This window comes from Streptococcus sp. 9903 (assembly GCF_013276625.1).
Taxonomy (GTDB): domain Bacteria; phylum Bacillota; class Bacilli; order Lactobacillales; family Streptococcaceae; genus Streptococcus.
Genome location: NZ_VMLI01000009.1, coordinates 12,467 through 27,946, shown reverse-complemented (window position 1 = coordinate 27,946; position 15,480 = coordinate 12,467). Strand labels below are relative to the sequence as shown.

Genomic DNA, 15,480 nt, shown 5'->3' with positions numbered 1-15,480 from the left:
TACAGTCTATTTTAGAAGCGTTTTCGTTAGAAAAAAGGTTCTAAAATCCAGCATTTTGACCAATTATTATTACACTTTCATTTTATCAAGTTTGTCCAAAAAAGTCTAGATTTTAGGACAAACTGATTATTTTACAATAAATAAAAATAGGGGGACACGAAATGGACACCAAAGCTAAAAAGTTCACACTTGCAACGATTTCAGCTCTATCACTTCTTGGGGTAGGAATTGTTACATCACAATCAGTAGCTGCTAATGATAGGCTGGTTTCCACTCAAGCAATCAATGGTCAATCCTACAATATCTTAAACTCTGAGGTCACTAGTACTTCTTCTGGTACTACTCTAGTTGGGATTGAAGGGACTTTCTTAACGCCAGATAAACAGGCTATCTTAGATCGTATCAATGCTATTCGAAAAGAGGCAGCAGATGAAGGTCTAGTTACTAGCTATGTTCCGATCAAATGGTCAACTGAACTAGAAAAAACAGCCTTCGTTCGGGCAGCAGAAGCTTCTGTAACCAGGCATCATAAACGTTTATCTAATAAAGATATTTGGAGTGCCTGGTCTTCAGGAAATTTCTCCCTAGCAGAAAACTTGGCTTGGAACTATGACGGATTTATGACAGCTATTAATCAATGGTATGAGGAAAAAGCCGATTATGTTAAATCTCGTAGTGGGGCAAGTGTCTCTGGTCAAACTGGACACTACGAATCCTTAATCAATCCAGAATTAACTTATATGGGACTTGCAGCCTTTGAGAATCCTAAAAATAGTTGGATTACCATTGCACAAAGTTTCGGAACAGCATCTGGTGGCTCTGAAGAATTAGCTGGCGGTTATGGAAAAGCCATTCAATACACAGAAGTCGATTCTTCTCAAATTCAAACATTTGCGACCAAGGCGAATCTTTTTGACAAAGATTTGAAGGCTATCGGAACTCATACCAGTAAGAAAACAAAACAAGGTAAGTCTAACGGGACTAATAAACCAGGTTTCTTTTTTCAAATGCAAGATATTGGTAGGGGTATGGGTTTTTGGCGACAATCGGGCTCTCGTTGGTGGTTTATGCAACTTGATGGGTCTTACCCTTACAATCAGTGGGCAAAATTAGATAATATCTGGTATCACTTCGATAGTTCAGGTTGGATGCAAACTGGCTGGATAAAAGACAACGGCACGTGGTACTATCTCGACGGTTCAGGTGCTATGAAGACTGGTTGGTTCAAAGATAATGGTAGCTGGTATTATCTTGATAGCTCAGGGGCTATGAAAACAGGCTGGATGAAGGTATCTGGTAAATGGTACTATGCCTATAGCTCTGGTGCACTCGCAATCAATACAACTACACCTGACGGTTATCGTGTCAATTACAACGGTGAGTGGGTATAAAAACAATTTCAAATTGTAAGATTAAACATATGAAAAAATTATTTCTATTCAGTATCAGTATTTTAGCTATCTCCATTTTAACAGCTTGCCAACCTCAGAGTAAAAACACTTCCTCAGAAAGTTCTGAAACAACTACTTCTAGTAGCAGTTCGCCTACTTCCACATCAGAAGAGAAGAAAAATGATTACACCCTATATAATCCTGTCCTTAAAGAATATGCCAAAGTATTAGATGATTCATCAGCTTCACCTAAAGAGCTCAATTCAAAAGCAAACTTAAAAAATACTTATCCTAAAGAATACTCTGGACTACAATACAGCTTGTATGATTTAGACCAAAATGGTACGGACGAACTTTTGGTTGCCCTTAAAACGGATTCTAACTATTACGATTTATTAGATATTCGAACTCTTAAAAATGACGAAGTTATTCGACTGACCAATGCAGAAAACAATCTGGACTTTATTGGAGAGCGAGTACATTTTAATCCTTTAGAAAATGGCTATTTCCAATTATCTACCCGAGTATCTATTAATCAAATCCAACTTAAACTATACAAGTTCAATCAGGATGGAACACGATTAGACTTAGTTATCGAATCAGATACAGAAGAGGGACTGGGCACAAAACCACCTTCCCTTGACATAAGATCTTTCTCTTGGAAATCTGTCACAAGTCTCATAAGTGAAGAATCTTCCTTTCCGTCAGAAAGTAAAGGGATGGATATTTCTGCAATTCAAAATGGAGATTTTTCTAGTGTCTCAGGAACTTGGAGGAATCGTTCAGGTATTAAATTTACTTTCGACAAAAATGGTTTAGTAAGTGATAAGTCCAAAATTTCAATTGAACATGCTAAAGAAATTGACCACTATCTTAAGGCAAATTCTGTTTCTAAAGATGGAGGTGCTGGTGCAGCTATTGCCTTTTTACCAGCAGGAATCCCTATAACCATGTCTGTCACCTCTTCTTCAGATAATGGCTATACTGACTCGTCTGATATTACACAAGACCGCTTATGGTTTGGACACCAACTTATCAATGGTAGTACCGAGGGATTTTTTTACAAGGTAGAATAGTTTTAATAGACTTACAAATTTATCAATAAGAATGTCGGAAAATTTTCTGATATTCTTATTTTTTTGACTTCCTTTTCGAATAGATAAGTAAGAGGAAAAGGAAAGGAGCCTAGTTCATGTTTATATCAATGTTCTACCCATGGTTGACTGAGTTATTTTTTAAATAAATTTAATTTAGTTGTACATTTTCGAAAATTTTTTCGAATAGATAAGTAAGAGGAAAAAGAAAGGAGTCTGGTTTATGTATCTACCAATTTTCTATTCATGGTACATTAAATTATTTTTCAAATAAATTTTGATTTAGTTGTTTATTTTCGAATTCTTTTTCGAATAAATAAGTGAGAGGAAAAGGAAAGGAGTTTGCTTCATGTATCTACCAATTTTCTATCCATGGTTTACTAAATTATTTTTCAAATAAATTTAATTAGTTGTACATTTTCGAATTGTTTTTCGAATAGATAAGTAAGAGGAAAAAAGAAAGGAATAAAATAATGAAAGAACATTACTATGGATTTGTTGAGCTAACTTCGGAAGAATTGACCGATATTCAAGGTGGAGAAAATTGGGTGAAGACCCTTGCAGATTGGTACATTGGATTTCGTAGAGGTTTTGGTTTTTAGGAGGATAAGAGATGAATGAAATGAATGATAAGTATACTATTGAAGTATTAAAGGAGAGCGACTTAGCTTTGCTGGTGGGTGGTAGCAAGGAAAGTTATCAACGGGGTCTAATTACAGGTCTATTGTTACGCGGTATATTTATTGGAACCCCATTTTTTAGAAGATAAGATTTAGAAAAAATAGAACAAGAGGAGAAAAAAGATGACAAATTTTGACAAAATGGAACAGAACTTTGTAGCTCTTACAGAAGAAGAGTTGATGGATGTGGATGGGGGAGCATTGCCTCTTGTAATCGCCGGAGTGTCTATCTGGAAGATAGGTGCAGCAGTAGCAGGTGGAGCAGCAGCGCTTTTTGCTGGAGGAGCAGCTTTGGGGTATTATGCGAATAGACCATAATCTGATTATAGTCAGAGAGGCATTTCTATGTTTTTAAAAAAAGAAGTGATATTACTAGGGGTATTGTTATCGCTACGTATTATTTTTACTATCGTTCAAATTTTAATTGACTATAAAATATTATCTGGACAGTATAGTATAAATTTTATGGATATTTCAGAAGTATTTACTTATCCAATACTCATTTTAATCATTTACATAGCAATAAAATATAATACAAAGGAGTAATGACGAACATGAACTTAGAACAATTTTATCAATTATCTGACGATGAATTAGTGGGAACAAAAGGTGGTTTTGGTCTTGTGGAAGCAGTTGGGATTGCAGGAGTACTGAATGCTGCTGTACAAATTTTTAATGCTGGTTACAAATTTGGTTCAGATTTTGCTCGTCGTGGGCGTTAGATAATGAACAGTCGCAACCTTAATCTCAATACATTGTTACCTAAACTAGCCACTATATTTCCTTTGTTGGGAATAATTCTTAATGTCGCGCTTCATGTGATTCGTACAGGTTCGTTAGTATCCTTTAATTGGCAAGGGACTTTAGTTGGGTTGCTTTTCTCAGCATATTTTGGTATTTTTCGCAAAGATTTGTCAAAAAATAATCAAAACTATAAATGAAGAACATGAATCAAAAGGATTTTGTGCATATGAATGGTAGCGTTTTTCCGCCATTCTTGTCAGGTAATTAGGAGTTTCTTATGAAAACATTTTTATTAGGCTTTGCTGAGGGTTATTTTACCGTATCGCTCATAATCTACATCGTAACGTATTTGATTTTGAAAAATCCAATCAATACCCTATTTTATCCAGAAATTTACCCCGTTTTATTTGGGCTCTTTTATCTAGGATATAAGGCCAATAAAAAGCAAGTAGAGTGAGCAGTTAAGAATGATTTGTTAGTCTGTGCTAAAATGACTAGGCTAGAATCTCAGAATGCATCACATTGGAGTTTAATATGAAATTTGTTAAATCAATACTGAAAGTTTGGCCTGAAATCATGGTATTACTTAGTTCAATGTCTTATATCATCATCAGATTAGTAGCTGACATAAATAAAGTATCTTTACCTACTTGGCTTGATAGTTTCAATATACCAACGATTGCATTATTTATGATGGTCTTCATTCTTTTATATAGAAGTAAAGAAAAAAAGAATAGATAAATTTGAAGCAGTAGACGCTCTATAGGGAATAGGTGTCTTATAGTAACGAATCAACAAAAGGAGTAACTATGAATCGTAATTTAGAACGGTATAATCTATTCTGACTATGAATAGATCATACCATAGGTGGCTTAGAAATAGCAGGGACATTAAAAATTGAAGTAACTTTAAATAGGATGTCGTAAAGGTTACTATCAATGATTTATTTGTCCCAAGCTTGCCTAGGGTGTCAGAAAAAAATCATTTTCCTTTCAATAGCATATTTTTAGTAGGTAGGACGTTTGTTCTGCCTATTTTTTGCCAAAAAAAGTGTAGTTGAGGTGTTTATTTGGAGTTTTATACTCTTCGAAAATCAAATTCAAACCACGTCAGCGTCGCCTTACCGTACTCAAGTACAGCTTGCGGCTAGCTTCCTAGTTTGCTTTTTGATTTTCCTTGAGTATTACATGTATTTTTGATAAAATAGTTATAGAAATTAGGAGAGTTGAAGAAAAAAATGAATAAGATTTTAAAATATTTTTTAGTATTTGTTTTTCTATTTTTGATGAATATTTTCATCTTTAAGATACTAGCAACTCTGGGATTTCATCTGACAATGAGTGAAAAGAGTTATATTGTACCACCGCTGTTTTCGATTATCGTGTTGTATATGATTGACAAAAGAATTAGGAAGAAAAAGAAATAAATATATATTTTAGGCATGACGTTTGTTCTGCCTATTTTTTTATCCTAAAAGTGCATTTGGGAGGGAGATAGGCGCATTTGGGAAGGAAGTCCAGTTTTTGTTTGAGGATTGGGGTAAGATAGTTGTTATCAGATGAGTTTATACTCTTCGAAAATCAAATTCAAACCACGTCAACGTCGCCTTGCCGTATATATGTGACTGACTTCGTCAGTNNGATTTTCATTGAGTATTAGGAAAAGGAGATGAATATGAAATTTGGGAAACGTCACTATCGTCCGCAGGTGGATCAGATGGACTGCGGTGTAGCTTCATTAGCCATGGTTTTTGGCTACTACGGTAGCTATTATTCTTTGGCTCACTTGCGAGAATTGGCCAAGACGACCATGGATGGGACTACGGCTTTGGGCTTGGTCAAGGTGGCAGAGGAGATTGGTTTTGAGACGCGAGCAATTAAGGCGGATATGACGCTTTTTGACTTGCCAGATTTGACTTTTCCTTTTGTTGCCCATGTGCTTAAGGAAGGAAAATTGCTCCACTACTATGTGGTGACTGGGCAGGATAAGGATAGCATTCATATTGCCGACCCAGATCCTGGGGTGAAATTGACCAAACTGCCACGTGAGCGTTTTGCGGAAGAATGGACAGGAGTGACTCTGTTTATGGCACCTAGTCCAGACTACAAGCCTCATAAGGATCAAAAGAATGGTCTGTTCTCTTTTATCCCTATATTAGTGAAGCAGCGTGGCTTGATTGCCAATATCGTTTTGGCAACACTCTTGGTAACCTTGATTAACATTGTGGGTTCTTATTATCTGCAGTCTATCATTGATACCTATGTGCCAGATCAGATGCGTTCGACACTGGGGATTATTTCTATTGGGCTGGTTATCGTCTATATTCTCCAGCAGATCTTGTCTTACGCTCAGGAGTATCTCTTACTTGTTTTGGGGCAACGCTTGTCGATTGATGTGATTTTGTCCTATATCAAGCATGTTTTTCACTTGCCTATGTCCTTTTTTGCGACACGTCGGACAGGGGAAATCGTGTCTCGTTTCACGGATGCTAACAGTATTATCGATGCGCTGGCTTCGACCATTCTTTCGATTTTCCTAGATGTGTCAACGGTTGTCATTATTTCTCTTGTTTTATTTTCACAAAATACCAATCTCTTTTTCATGACCTTATTGGCACTTCCTATCTATACAGTGATTATCTTTGCCTTTATGAAGCCGTTTGAAAAGATGAATCGGGATACCATGGAAGCCAATGCAGTTCTGTCTTCTTCTATCATTGAGGACATCAACGGTATTGAGACTATCAAGTCCTTGACCAGTGAAAGTCAGCGTTACCAAAAAATTGACAAGGAATTTGTGGATTATCTGAAAAAATCCTTTACCTATAGTCGGGCAGAGAGTCAGCAAAAGGCTCTTAAAAAAGTTGCCCATCTCTTGCTCAATGTCGGCATTCTCTGGATGGGAGCTGTTCTGGTCATGGATGGCAAGATGAGTTTGGGGCAGTTGATTACTTATAATACCTTGCTGGTTTACTTTACCAATCCTTTGGAAAATATCATCAATCTGCAAACTAAGCTTCAGACAGCGCAGGTTGCCAATAACCGTCTGAATGAGGTTTATCTGGTAGCTTCTGAGTTTGAGGAGAAGAAAACAGTTGAGGATTTGAGCTTGATGAAGGGAGAGATGACCTTCAAGCAGGTTTACTATAAGTATGGCTATGGTCGAGACGTCTTGTCGGATATCAATTTGACTATTCCGCAGGGTTCTAAGGTGGCTTTTGTGGGAATTTCAGGGTCAGGTAAGACGACATTGGCCAAGATGATGGTTAATTTTTACGATCCAAGTCAGGGAGAGATTAGTCTGGGTGGTGTCAATCTCAATCAGATTGATAAAAAAGCCCTGCGCCAGTATATCAACTATCTGCCTCAACAGCCCTATGTATTTAACGGAACGATTTTGGACAATCTTCTTTTGGGAGCCAAGGAAGGGACGACTCAAGAGGATATCTTACGGGCGGTCGAATTGGCAGAGATTCGGGAGGACATTGAGCGCATGCCACTGAATTACCAGACAGAATTGACTTCGGATGGAGCAGGAATCTCAGGTGGTCAACGTCAGAGAATTGCTCTGGCGCGTGCTCTCTTGACAGATGCGCCGGTCTTGATTTTGGATGAGGCGACCAGCAGTTTGGATATTCTGACAGAGAAGCGAATTGTCGATAATCTGATGGCTTTAGACAAGACCTTGATTTTCATTGCCCACCGCTTGACCATTGCTGAGCGGACAGAGAAGGTTGTTGTCTTGGATCAGGGCAAGATTGTCGAAGAAGGAATGCATGCTGATTTACTTGCACAGGGTGGCTTTTATGCCCATTTGGTGAATAGCTAGAAAGAGGAGAGGATGAAACCAGAATTTTTAGAAAGTGCGGAGTTTTATAATCGTCGTTACCATAATTTTTCCAGTCGGGTGATTGTACCCATGTCCCTTCTGCTTGTGTTTTTACTTGGATTTGCAACATTTGCAGAGAAGGAGATGAGTTTGTCTACTAGAGCTACTGTCGAGCCTAGTCGAATCCTTGCAAATATCCAGTCAACTAGCAACAATCGTATTCTTGTCAATCATTTGGAAGAAAATAAGCTGGTTAAAAAGGGAGAACTGTTGGTTCAATATCAAGAAGGGGCAGAGGGTGTCCAAGCGGAGGCCTATGCTAGTCAGTTGGACATGCTCAAGGATCAAAAAAAGCAATTGGAGTATTTGCAAAAGAGCCTGCAAGAAGGGGAGAACCACTTTCCAGAGGAGGATAAGTTTGGCTACCAAGCCACCTTTCGCGACTATATTAGTCAAGCAGGCAGTCTTAGGGCTAGTACATCGCAACAAAATGAGACCATCGCGTCCCAGAATGCAGCAGCTAGCCAAACCCAAGCCGAAATCGGCAACCTCATCAGCCAAACAGAGGCTAAAATTCGCGATTACCAGACAGCTAAGTCAGCTATTGAAACAGGTGCTTCCTTGGCCAGTCAGAATCTAGCCTACTCTCTCTACCAGTTTCAGGGTGAGGAAAATCCTCAAGCTAAAGCTCAGGCAGTTGCGCAGGTTGAAGCGCAGCTTTCTCAGTTAGAATCTAGTCTTGCTACTTACCGTGTCCAGTATGCAGGTTCAGGTAGCCAGCAAGCCTATGCGTCTGGTTTAAGCAGTCAATTGGAATCCCTTAAATTCCAACACTTGGCTAAGGTTGGTCAGGAATCGACCCTTCTAGACCAGAAAATTTTGGAGGCAGAGTCGGGTAAGAAGGTACAGGGAAATCTTTTAGACAAGGGGAAAATTACGGCGAGTGAGGATGGGGTGCTTCACCTTAATCCTGAGACCAGTGATTCTAGCATGGTTGCAGAAGGTGCCCTACTAGCCCAACTCTATCCGTCCTTGGAAAAAGAAGGGAAAGCCAAACTAACAGCTTATCTTAGTTCAAAAGATGTAGCAAGGATCAAGGTCGGTGATTCTGTTCGCTATACTACGACTCATGATGCCAAGAATCAACTTTTCCTAGATTCTACTATTACAAGTATTGATGCGACAGCTACTAAGACTGAAAAAGGGAATTTCTTTAAAATTGAGGCGGAGACTAATCTAACTTCGGAGCAGGCTGAAAAACTTCGGTACGGGGTGGAAGGTCGTCTACAGATGATTACAGGCAGGAAAAGTTATCTACGTTATTATTTGGATCAATTTTTGAACAAAGAGTAATGTTCGTGTTTTTAGAGTTAAATGATTTTTAAACTGTGAGAAAGATCTTTCTTGCAGTTTTTTTCTTTATGATTTTTGAGGTACTACCTTATTTATTCGGCTAAATTCTTGTAATTTTAGGTTTTTTATGGTAGAATGTGCTCAAGTAATACGAAAGGCGAACTTTAAAATGTCAAAACAATTGATCTATTCGGGAAAAGCTAAAGATATCTATACAACTGAGGATGAAAATCTTATTATTTCAACTTACAAGGACCAGGCGACTGCTTTCAATGGTGTTAAGAAGGAGCAGATTGCGGGTAAGGGAGTGTTGAATAATCAGATTTCATCTTTTATTTTTGAGAAATTAAATGCGGCTGGTGTAGCGACTCACTTTGTGGAGAAACTTTCGGACACGGAACAGCTCAATAAAAAGGTTGAAATTATTCCTTTGGAAGTCGTGCTCCGCAACTACACGGCTGGTTCCTTTTCAAAACGTTTTGGTGTGGATGAGGGAATCGTATTTGAGACTCCAATTGTCGAATTTTACTATAAAAATGATGATTTGGATGATCCCTTTATCAATGACGAGCATGTGAAATTCCTTAAAATTGCGGATGATCAGCAGATTGCCTATTTGAAGGAAGAAACGCGTCGTATCAATGAACTCTTGAAGGCTTGGTTTGCTGAGATTGGGCTTAAGTTGATTGACTTTAAGCTAGAGTTCGGTTTTGACAAGGATGGCAAGATTATCTTAGCAGATGAATTTTCACCAGATAACTGCCGCTTGTGGGATGCGGATGGCAACCACATGGATAAGGATGTTTTTCGTAGGGGACTAGGTGAATTAACTGACGTTTACGAAATTGTTTGGGAAAAGTTGCAGGGTTTGAAATAATCTATTTGCAAGACTCTCAAGGTCATTTGGAAACATTGCAAGAGCTGAAATAAAGGAATAAGGATTGATGGATAAACGTATTTTTGTTGAAAAAAAGGCTGATTTTCAGGTCAAGTCAGAGAGTTTGGTTAGAGAACTCCAGCATAACTTGGGACTTTCAAGCTTGAAAAGTATTCGCATCGTGCAAGTTTATGATGTATTTGATTTGGCTGAGGACTTGTTTGCGCCTGCAGAGAAGCACATCTTCTCTGAACAGGTTACAGATACTGTTTTAGATGAAGTAGCTGTACAAGCGGATCTTGCTAACTATGCTTTCTTTGCTATTGAAAGCCTGCCAGGGCAGTTTGACCAGCGTGCGACGTCTTCACAGGAAGCCTTGCTTTTACTGGGAGGTTCAAGTGACGTGACAGTCAACACAGCTCAACTGTACTTGGTTAATAAAGATATTGATGCGAATGAGTTGGAAGCAGTCAAAAATTACTTGCTCAATCCAGTTGATTCTCGTTTCAAGGACATCACGACAGGGATTGCCAAGCAGGAATTTTCAGAGTCAGACAAGACCATTCCAAAATTGACTTTCTTTGAAAGCTATACAGCAGAGGACTTTGCTCTCTACAAGGCCGAGCAAGGGATGGCCATGGAAGTGGATGATTTGCTCTTTATCCAAGACTACTTTAAGTCAATCGGGCGCGTGCCAACTGAGACTGAACTCAAGGTTTTGGACACTTACTGGTCTGACCACTGCCGTCACACGACGTTTGAGACTGAGTTGAAGCAGATTGATTTCTCAGCTTCTAAATTCCAAAAACAATTGCAGTCAACCTATGACAAATATATCGCTATGCGTGAGGAGTTGGGGCGTTCTGAAAAACCGCAAACCTTGATGGATATGGCAACTATTTTCGGTCGTTATGAGCGTGCTAATGGACGTTTGGATGATATGGAAGTGTCAGACGAAATCAATGCTTGCTCAGTAGAAATCGAAGTGGACGTTGATGGTGTGAAAGAACCATGGCTTCTCATGTTTAAAAACGAAACCCACAATCACCCTACTGAGATTGAGCCATTTGGTGGAGCGGCTACTTGTATCGGTGGAGCCATTCGTGACCCATTGTCAGGTCGCTCATATGTCTACCAAGCCATGCGCATCTCAGGTGCTGGTGATATTACAGCGCCGATTTCGGAAACTCGCGCTGGGAAATTACCACAACAAGTTATTTCTAAAACAGCGGCCCATGGTTATTCTTCATATGGTAACCAGATTGGGCTTGCAACAACCTACGTTCGTGAGTACTTCCACCCAGGCTTTGTAGCTAAACGTATGGAACTTGGTGCTGTTGTTGGTGCGGCTCCTAAGGGCAATGTTGTCCGTGAAAAACCAGAAGCGGGTGATGTCATTATCCTCCTTGGAGGTAAGACTGGACGTGATGGTGTCGGTGGTGCGACAGGTTCTTCTAAGGTTCAAACAGTTGAGTCTGTGGAAACTGCTGGAGCTGAAGTTCAAAAAGGGAATGCTATCGAGGAACGTAAGATTCAGCGCCTCTTCCGTAATGGTGATGTCACTCGTCTCATCAAGAAATCCAACGACTTTGGTGCTGGTGGTGTCTGTGTAGCCATCGGTGAATTGGCAGACGGTCTTGAAATTGACCTCAACAAGGTGCCTCTTAAATACCAGGGCTTGAATGGTACCGAAATTGCCATCTCTGAATCTCAAGAACGGATGGCAGTCGTGGTTCGTCCTGAGTATGTAGATGCCTTCGTTGCTGAATGTAACAAAGAGAATATTGATGCTGTTGTGGTTGCGACAGTGACTGAAAAACCAAATCTAGTCATGCACTGGAATGGTGAAACCATTGTCGACTTGGAACGTCGTTTCCTTGATACAAACGGTGTGCGCGTGGTCGTTGATGCAAAGGTGGTGGACAAGGATGTCAAGCTTCCAGAAGAACGTCAAACATCTGCTGAAACCCTTGAAGCGGATACTCTTGAAGTCTTGTCTGATCTCAACCATGCGAGTCAAAAAGGATTACAGACTATCTTTGACTGTTCTGTCGGTCGTTCAACGGTCAATCACCCACTTGGTGGTCGCTACCAACTCACACCAACTGAGGCTTCTGTACAAAAATTGCCAGTTCAACATGGAGTAACTCATACTGCGTCAGTCATTGCTCAAGGTTTTAACCCATATGTAGCTGAATGGTCTCCATACCACGGTGCTGCTTATGCGGTCATCGAAGCAACTGCTCGTTTGGTGGCTGCTGGTGCAAACTGGTCTAAGGCTCGTTTCTCTTACCAAGAGTACTTCGAGCGCATGGACAAACAAGCGGAGCGTTTTGGTCAGCCAGTAGCAGCTCTTCTAGGTTCAATCGAAGCACAAATCCAACTTGGTTTGCCATCTATTGGTGGTAAGGACTCTATGTCTGGTACTTTTGAAGAATTGACAGTGCCACCAACCTTGGTAGCCTTTGGGGTGACAACAGCAGATAGCCGTAAGGTGCTTTCTCCGGAGTTCAAAACTGCTGGGGAAAATATCTACTACATCCCAGGACAAGTCCTCTCAGCAGAGATTGATTTTGACTTGATTAAGAAAAACTTTACTCAATTTGAAGCCCTTCAAAAGGCTCACAAAGTAACAGCAGCTTCAGCTGTCAAATACGGCGGTGTGGTTGAAAGTTTGGCTCTTGCTACTTTTGGAAATCATATTGGTGCAGAGGTGGTCTTGCCTGAACTTGAAACAGCTTTGACAGCTCAATTAGGCGGATTTATCTTCACATCGCCTGAAGAAATCGCTGGAGTAGAGAAGATTGGACAAACAAGTACAGACTTTACACTCCTTGTCAACGGTGTGAAGCTAGATGGACACAAACTTGACAGTGCCTTCCAAGAAAAATTGGAAGAAGTTTACCCTACTGAGTTTGAACAGGCTACTGAACTAGAAGAAGTACCTGCTGTAACATCAGATGCTATGATTAAAGCTAAAGAAAAAGTTGAGACACCAGTGGTTTACATCCCAGTATTCCCAGGAACCAACTCAGAATATGACTCAGCAAAGGCCTTTGAAAAAGAAGGTGCAGAGGTCAACTTGGTACCATTTGTCACACTGAATGAAGAAGCCATTGTCAAGTCGGTTGAAACCATGGTTGACAACATCGGCAAGGCTAACATTCTCTTCTTTGCAGGTGGTTTCTCAGCTGCGGACGAGCCAGATGGTTCAGCTAAGTTTATTGTCAACATCCTGCTCAATGAAAAAGTGCGTGCAGCTATTGATAGCTTTATCGCTCGTGGTGGCTTGATTATCGGTATCTGTAATGGATTCCAGGCCTTGGTCAAATCAGGTCTTCTTCCATACGGAAATTTCGAGGATGCTAATAATACTAGTCCAACCCTCTTCTACAATGATGCCAATCAACACGTGGCCAAGATGGTGGAAACCCGTATTGCCAATACCAACTCACCATGGTTAGCTGGTGTGCAAGTAGGCGATATCCACGCTATTCCTGTTTCGCATGGTGAAGGGAAGTTTGTCGTGACGGCTGAGGAATTCGCTGAGCTCCGTGACAATGGACAAATTTTCAGCCAATATGTTGACTTTAACGGCAAACCAAGTATGGATTCTAAGTACAATCCAAATGGTTCTGTTCATGCCATCGAAGGAATTACTAGCAAGAATGGCCAAATCATCGGTAAGATGGGCCACTCAGAACGTTATGAGGATGGTCTTTTCCAAAATATCCCAGGAAATAAAGATCAGCACCTGTTTGCGTCGGCGGTTAAATACTTTACTGGAAAATAAGATTTACAGATTTTCTAATAGATAGTATCAGTAATGTAAAAGTCATGTAGATTTATCTCTTGACGATTGCAAATGAAAATTAGGTATAAAAATGACATACGAAGTAAAATCTCTTAATGAAGAATGTGGTGTTTTCGGTATCTGGGGACATCCAGATGCTGCTAAATTGACCTATTTTGGTCTCCATAGTCTTCAGCACCGTGGTCAGGAGGGGGCAGGAATCCTCTCCAATGACCAAGGGAAACTAAAGCGGCATCGTGATATGGGTCTTCTATCAGAAGTCTTCAGAAATCCAGCTAATTTGGATAAATTGACAGGAACTGGTGCGATTGGTCACGTGCGTTATGCGACTGCTGGCGAAGCTTCTGTAGATAACATTCAGCCCTTCCTCTTCCGTTTTCACGATATGCAGTTTGGCTTGGCTCATAATGGGAATCTGACCAATGCTGCCTCTCTCAAGAAAGAACTGGAACAAAGAGGCGCGATTTTCAGTGCGACTTCGGACTCGGAAATCTTGGCTCATCTCATTCGTCGGAGTCACAATCCTAATCTAATGGGCAAAATCAAGGAAGCGCTCAGCCTTGTCAAAGGTGGCTTTGCTTATATCCTGCTGTTTGAGGACAAGTTGATTGCTGCCCTTGACCCTAATGGCTTCCGTCCGCTTTCGATTGGTAAAATGGCTAATGGAGCGGTGGTTGTTTCCTCTGAAACTTGTGCTTTTGAGGTCATTGGTGCCGAGTGGATTCGTGATTTGAAGCCAGGTGAGATTGTCATCATTGATGACAAGGGAATCCAGTATGATAGCTATACAGACGATACTCAGTTAGCAATCTGTTCTATGGAGTATATCTATTTTGCTCGCCCTGATTCTAACATTCATGGTGTCAATGTCCATACGGCACGTAAACGTATGGGTGCCCAATTGGCGCGTGAATTCAAGCATGAGGCGGATATCGTGGTCGGTGTGCCCAATTCTTCCCTCAGCGCAGCCATGGGATTTGCGGAAGAATCTGGTTTGCCAAATGAAATGGGTCTGATCAAGAACCAATACACCCAACGTACCTTTATCCAACCGACTCAAGAATTGCGGGAGCAAGGGGTGCGGATGAAACTATCTGCTGTTTCTGGCGTTGTCAAAGGCAAGCGTGTGGTTATGATTGATGACTCTATTGTACGTGGGACGACCTCTCGTCGTATCGTCCAGCTTTTAAAGGAAGCAGGGGCGACTGAAGTTCACGTTGCCATTGGTAGTCCAGCACTAGCTTATCCATGCTTCTACGGGATTGATATCCAGACCCGTCAGGAGCTGATTGCAGCTAATCATACGGTCGAAGAAACTCGCCAAATCATTGGAGCTGACAGTCTGACCTATCTTTCTATTGAGGGGTTGATTGAGTCGATTGGGATTGAAACAGATGCACCAAATGGTGGTCTCTGTGTTGCTTATTTTGACGGTGACTACCCGACACCTCTCTATGACTACGAAGAAGACTATCGTCGAAGTTTGGAAGAAAAGACCAGTTTTTACAAATAGACAATAGATTCTCCATTAAAGGAAAGGAAGAGGAGATAGAATGACAAATAAGAATGCTTATGCTTCACGTCTCACTACTGACTAAAAGCTAAAGTATTTGTCAGTAGACGCTTTGTCCTATAGGATCAAAGCTAGAGCCCTGACTAGTATTTTTAGATAAAATAATTGTTTATCTAGAAATACGTC

General features: G+C 40.4%; 15 protein-coding genes. All 15 read left to right on the top strand.

Going from position 1 to position 15,480, the window contains the following annotated elements; all coding sequences use genetic code 11:
- Positions 1-161: 161 nt before the first annotated feature.
- The 15 genes from HT696_RS04485 to purF all read left to right on the top strand — a co-directional run bounded on the left by HT696_RS04485 (position 162) and on the right by purF (position 15,294).
- On the top strand, positions 162-1,391 hold the full coding sequence (locus HT696_RS04485) for a CAP domain-containing protein (RefSeq protein WP_173219500.1): 1,230 nt from the start codon (positions 162-164) through the stop codon (positions 1,389-1,391).
- Between the two features lie 29 nt (positions 1,392-1,420).
- A complete protein-coding gene (locus tag HT696_RS04480; protein WP_173283049.1) occupies positions 1,421-2,467 on the top strand; it encodes a DUF6287 domain-containing protein in 1,047 nt (348 codons plus the stop codon).
- Between the two features lie 491 nt (positions 2,468-2,958).
- Positions 2,959-3,087, top strand: coding sequence for a smi_0059.1 family bacteriocin-like peptide (locus HT696_RS04475; RefSeq protein WP_000658223.1), 129 nt, complete (start codon positions 2,959-2,961; stop codon positions 3,085-3,087).
- 11 nt (positions 3,088-3,098) lie between these two features.
- Positions 3,099-3,254: a hypothetical protein gene (locus HT696_RS04470; RefSeq protein WP_001004584.1), complete on the top strand. Its 156-nt coding sequence runs from the start codon at positions 3,099-3,101 to the stop codon at positions 3,252-3,254.
- Positions 3,255-3,288: 34 nt separating this feature from the next.
- Positions 3,289-3,483, top strand: coding sequence for a class IIb bacteriocin, lactobin A/cerein 7B family (locus tag HT696_RS04465; RefSeq protein ID WP_000180815.1), 195 nt, complete (start codon positions 3,289-3,291; stop codon positions 3,481-3,483).
- Positions 3,484-3,719: 236 nt separating this feature from the next.
- Positions 3,720-3,887: a class IIb bacteriocin, lactobin A/cerein 7B family gene (locus HT696_RS04460; protein ID WP_173219503.1), complete on the top strand. Its 168-nt coding sequence runs from the start codon at positions 3,720-3,722 to the stop codon at positions 3,885-3,887.
- A gap of 3 nt (positions 3,888-3,890) precedes the next feature.
- Positions 3,891-4,106 (top strand): bacteriocin immunity protein, encoded by a 216-nt coding sequence (locus tag HT696_RS10710; protein WP_240147170.1) that lies wholly within the window; start codon positions 3,891-3,893, stop codon positions 4,104-4,106.
- Between the two features lie 80 nt (positions 4,107-4,186).
- The gene (locus tag HT696_RS04455) at positions 4,187-4,366 is read left to right on the top strand and encodes a hypothetical protein (RefSeq protein WP_173283047.1); all 180 of its coding nucleotides are present in this window, start codon (positions 4,187-4,189) and stop codon (positions 4,364-4,366) included.
- Between the two features lie 77 nt (positions 4,367-4,443).
- Entirely contained in the window at positions 4,444-4,650 is a 207-nt protein-coding gene (locus HT696_RS04450; protein WP_173283045.1) for a bacteriocin immunity protein, read from the top strand.
- 496 nt (positions 4,651-5,146) lie between these two features.
- On the top strand, positions 5,147-5,335 hold the full coding sequence (locus HT696_RS10705; protein WP_119942193.1) for a hypothetical protein: 189 nt from the start codon (positions 5,147-5,149) through the stop codon (positions 5,333-5,335).
- A 248-nt stretch (positions 5,336-5,583) separates the two neighbouring features.
- Positions 5,584-7,737 (top strand): peptide cleavage/export ABC transporter ComA, encoded by a 2,154-nt coding sequence (comA, locus tag HT696_RS04445; protein WP_173282874.1) that lies wholly within the window; start codon positions 5,584-5,586, stop codon positions 7,735-7,737.
- A 12-nt stretch (positions 7,738-7,749) separates the two neighbouring features.
- Positions 7,750-9,090, top strand: a complete 1,341-nt coding sequence (gene comB / locus HT696_RS04440) for a competence pheromone export protein ComB (RefSeq protein ID WP_173283374.1) — start codon at positions 7,750-7,752, stop codon at positions 9,088-9,090.
- Between the two features lie 169 nt (positions 9,091-9,259).
- On the top strand, positions 9,260-9,967 hold the full coding sequence (gene purC / locus HT696_RS04435) for a phosphoribosylaminoimidazolesuccinocarboxamide synthase (RefSeq protein ID WP_173282872.1): 708 nt from the start codon (positions 9,260-9,262) through the stop codon (positions 9,965-9,967).
- A gap of 67 nt (positions 9,968-10,034) precedes the next feature.
- A complete protein-coding gene (locus tag HT696_RS04430; protein WP_173283373.1) occupies positions 10,035-13,760 on the top strand; it encodes a phosphoribosylformylglycinamidine synthase in 3,726 nt (1,241 codons plus the stop codon).
- A 91-nt stretch (positions 13,761-13,851) separates the two neighbouring features.
- Positions 13,852-15,294 carry an amidophosphoribosyltransferase gene (purF, locus tag HT696_RS04425; RefSeq protein ID WP_173283372.1) on the top strand — a complete coding sequence of 481 codons (1,443 nt, stop codon included), beginning with the start codon at positions 13,852-13,854 and terminating at the stop codon, positions 15,292-15,294.
- Positions 15,295-15,480 lie beyond the last annotated feature (186 nt).

Bases quoted from the DNA above. Each gene is read 5' to 3' on its own strand.
- HT696_RS04430 (WP_173283373.1), top strand. From the start codon at position 10,035: ATGGATAAACGTATTTTTGTTGAAAAAAAGGCTGATTTTCAGGTCAAG.
- HT696_RS04470 (WP_001004584.1), top strand. From the start codon at position 3,099: ATGAATGAAATGAATGATAAGTATACTATTGAAGTATTAAAGGAGAGC.
- comB (WP_173283374.1), top strand. From the start codon at position 7,750: ATGAAACCAGAATTTTTAGAAAGTGCGGAGTTTTATAATCGTCGTTAC.
- purC (WP_173282872.1), top strand. From the start codon at position 9,260: ATGTCAAAACAATTGATCTATTCGGGAAAAGCTAAAGATATCTATACA.
- HT696_RS10705 (WP_119942193.1), top strand. From the start codon at position 5,147: ATGAATAAGATTTTAAAATATTTTTTAGTATTTGTTTTTCTATTTTTG.
- HT696_RS04485 (WP_173219500.1), top strand. From the start codon at position 162: ATGGACACCAAAGCTAAAAAGTTCACACTTGCAACGATTTCAGCTCTA.
- HT696_RS04455 (WP_173283047.1), top strand. From the start codon at position 4,187: ATGAAAACATTTTTATTAGGCTTTGCTGAGGGTTATTTTACCGTATCG.
- comA (WP_173282874.1), top strand. From the start codon at position 5,584: ATGAAATTTGGGAAACGTCACTATCGTCCGCAGGTGGATCAGATGGAC.
- HT696_RS04465 (WP_000180815.1), top strand. From the start codon at position 3,289: ATGACAAATTTTGACAAAATGGAACAGAACTTTGTAGCTCTTACAGAA.
- HT696_RS10710 (WP_240147170.1), top strand. From the start codon at position 3,891: ATGAACAGTCGCAACCTTAATCTCAATACATTGTTACCTAAACTAGCC.
- HT696_RS04475 (WP_000658223.1), top strand. From the start codon at position 2,959: ATGAAAGAACATTACTATGGATTTGTTGAGCTAACTTCGGAAGAATTG.
- purF (WP_173283372.1), top strand. From the start codon at position 13,852: ATGACATACGAAGTAAAATCTCTTAATGAAGAATGTGGTGTTTTCGGT.
- HT696_RS04480 (WP_173283049.1), top strand. From the start codon at position 1,421: ATGAAAAAATTATTTCTATTCAGTATCAGTATTTTAGCTATCTCCATT.
- HT696_RS04450 (WP_173283045.1), top strand. From the start codon at position 4,444: ATGAAATTTGTTAAATCAATACTGAAAGTTTGGCCTGAAATCATGGTA.
- HT696_RS04460 (WP_173219503.1), top strand. From the start codon at position 3,720: ATGAACTTAGAACAATTTTATCAATTATCTGACGATGAATTAGTGGGA.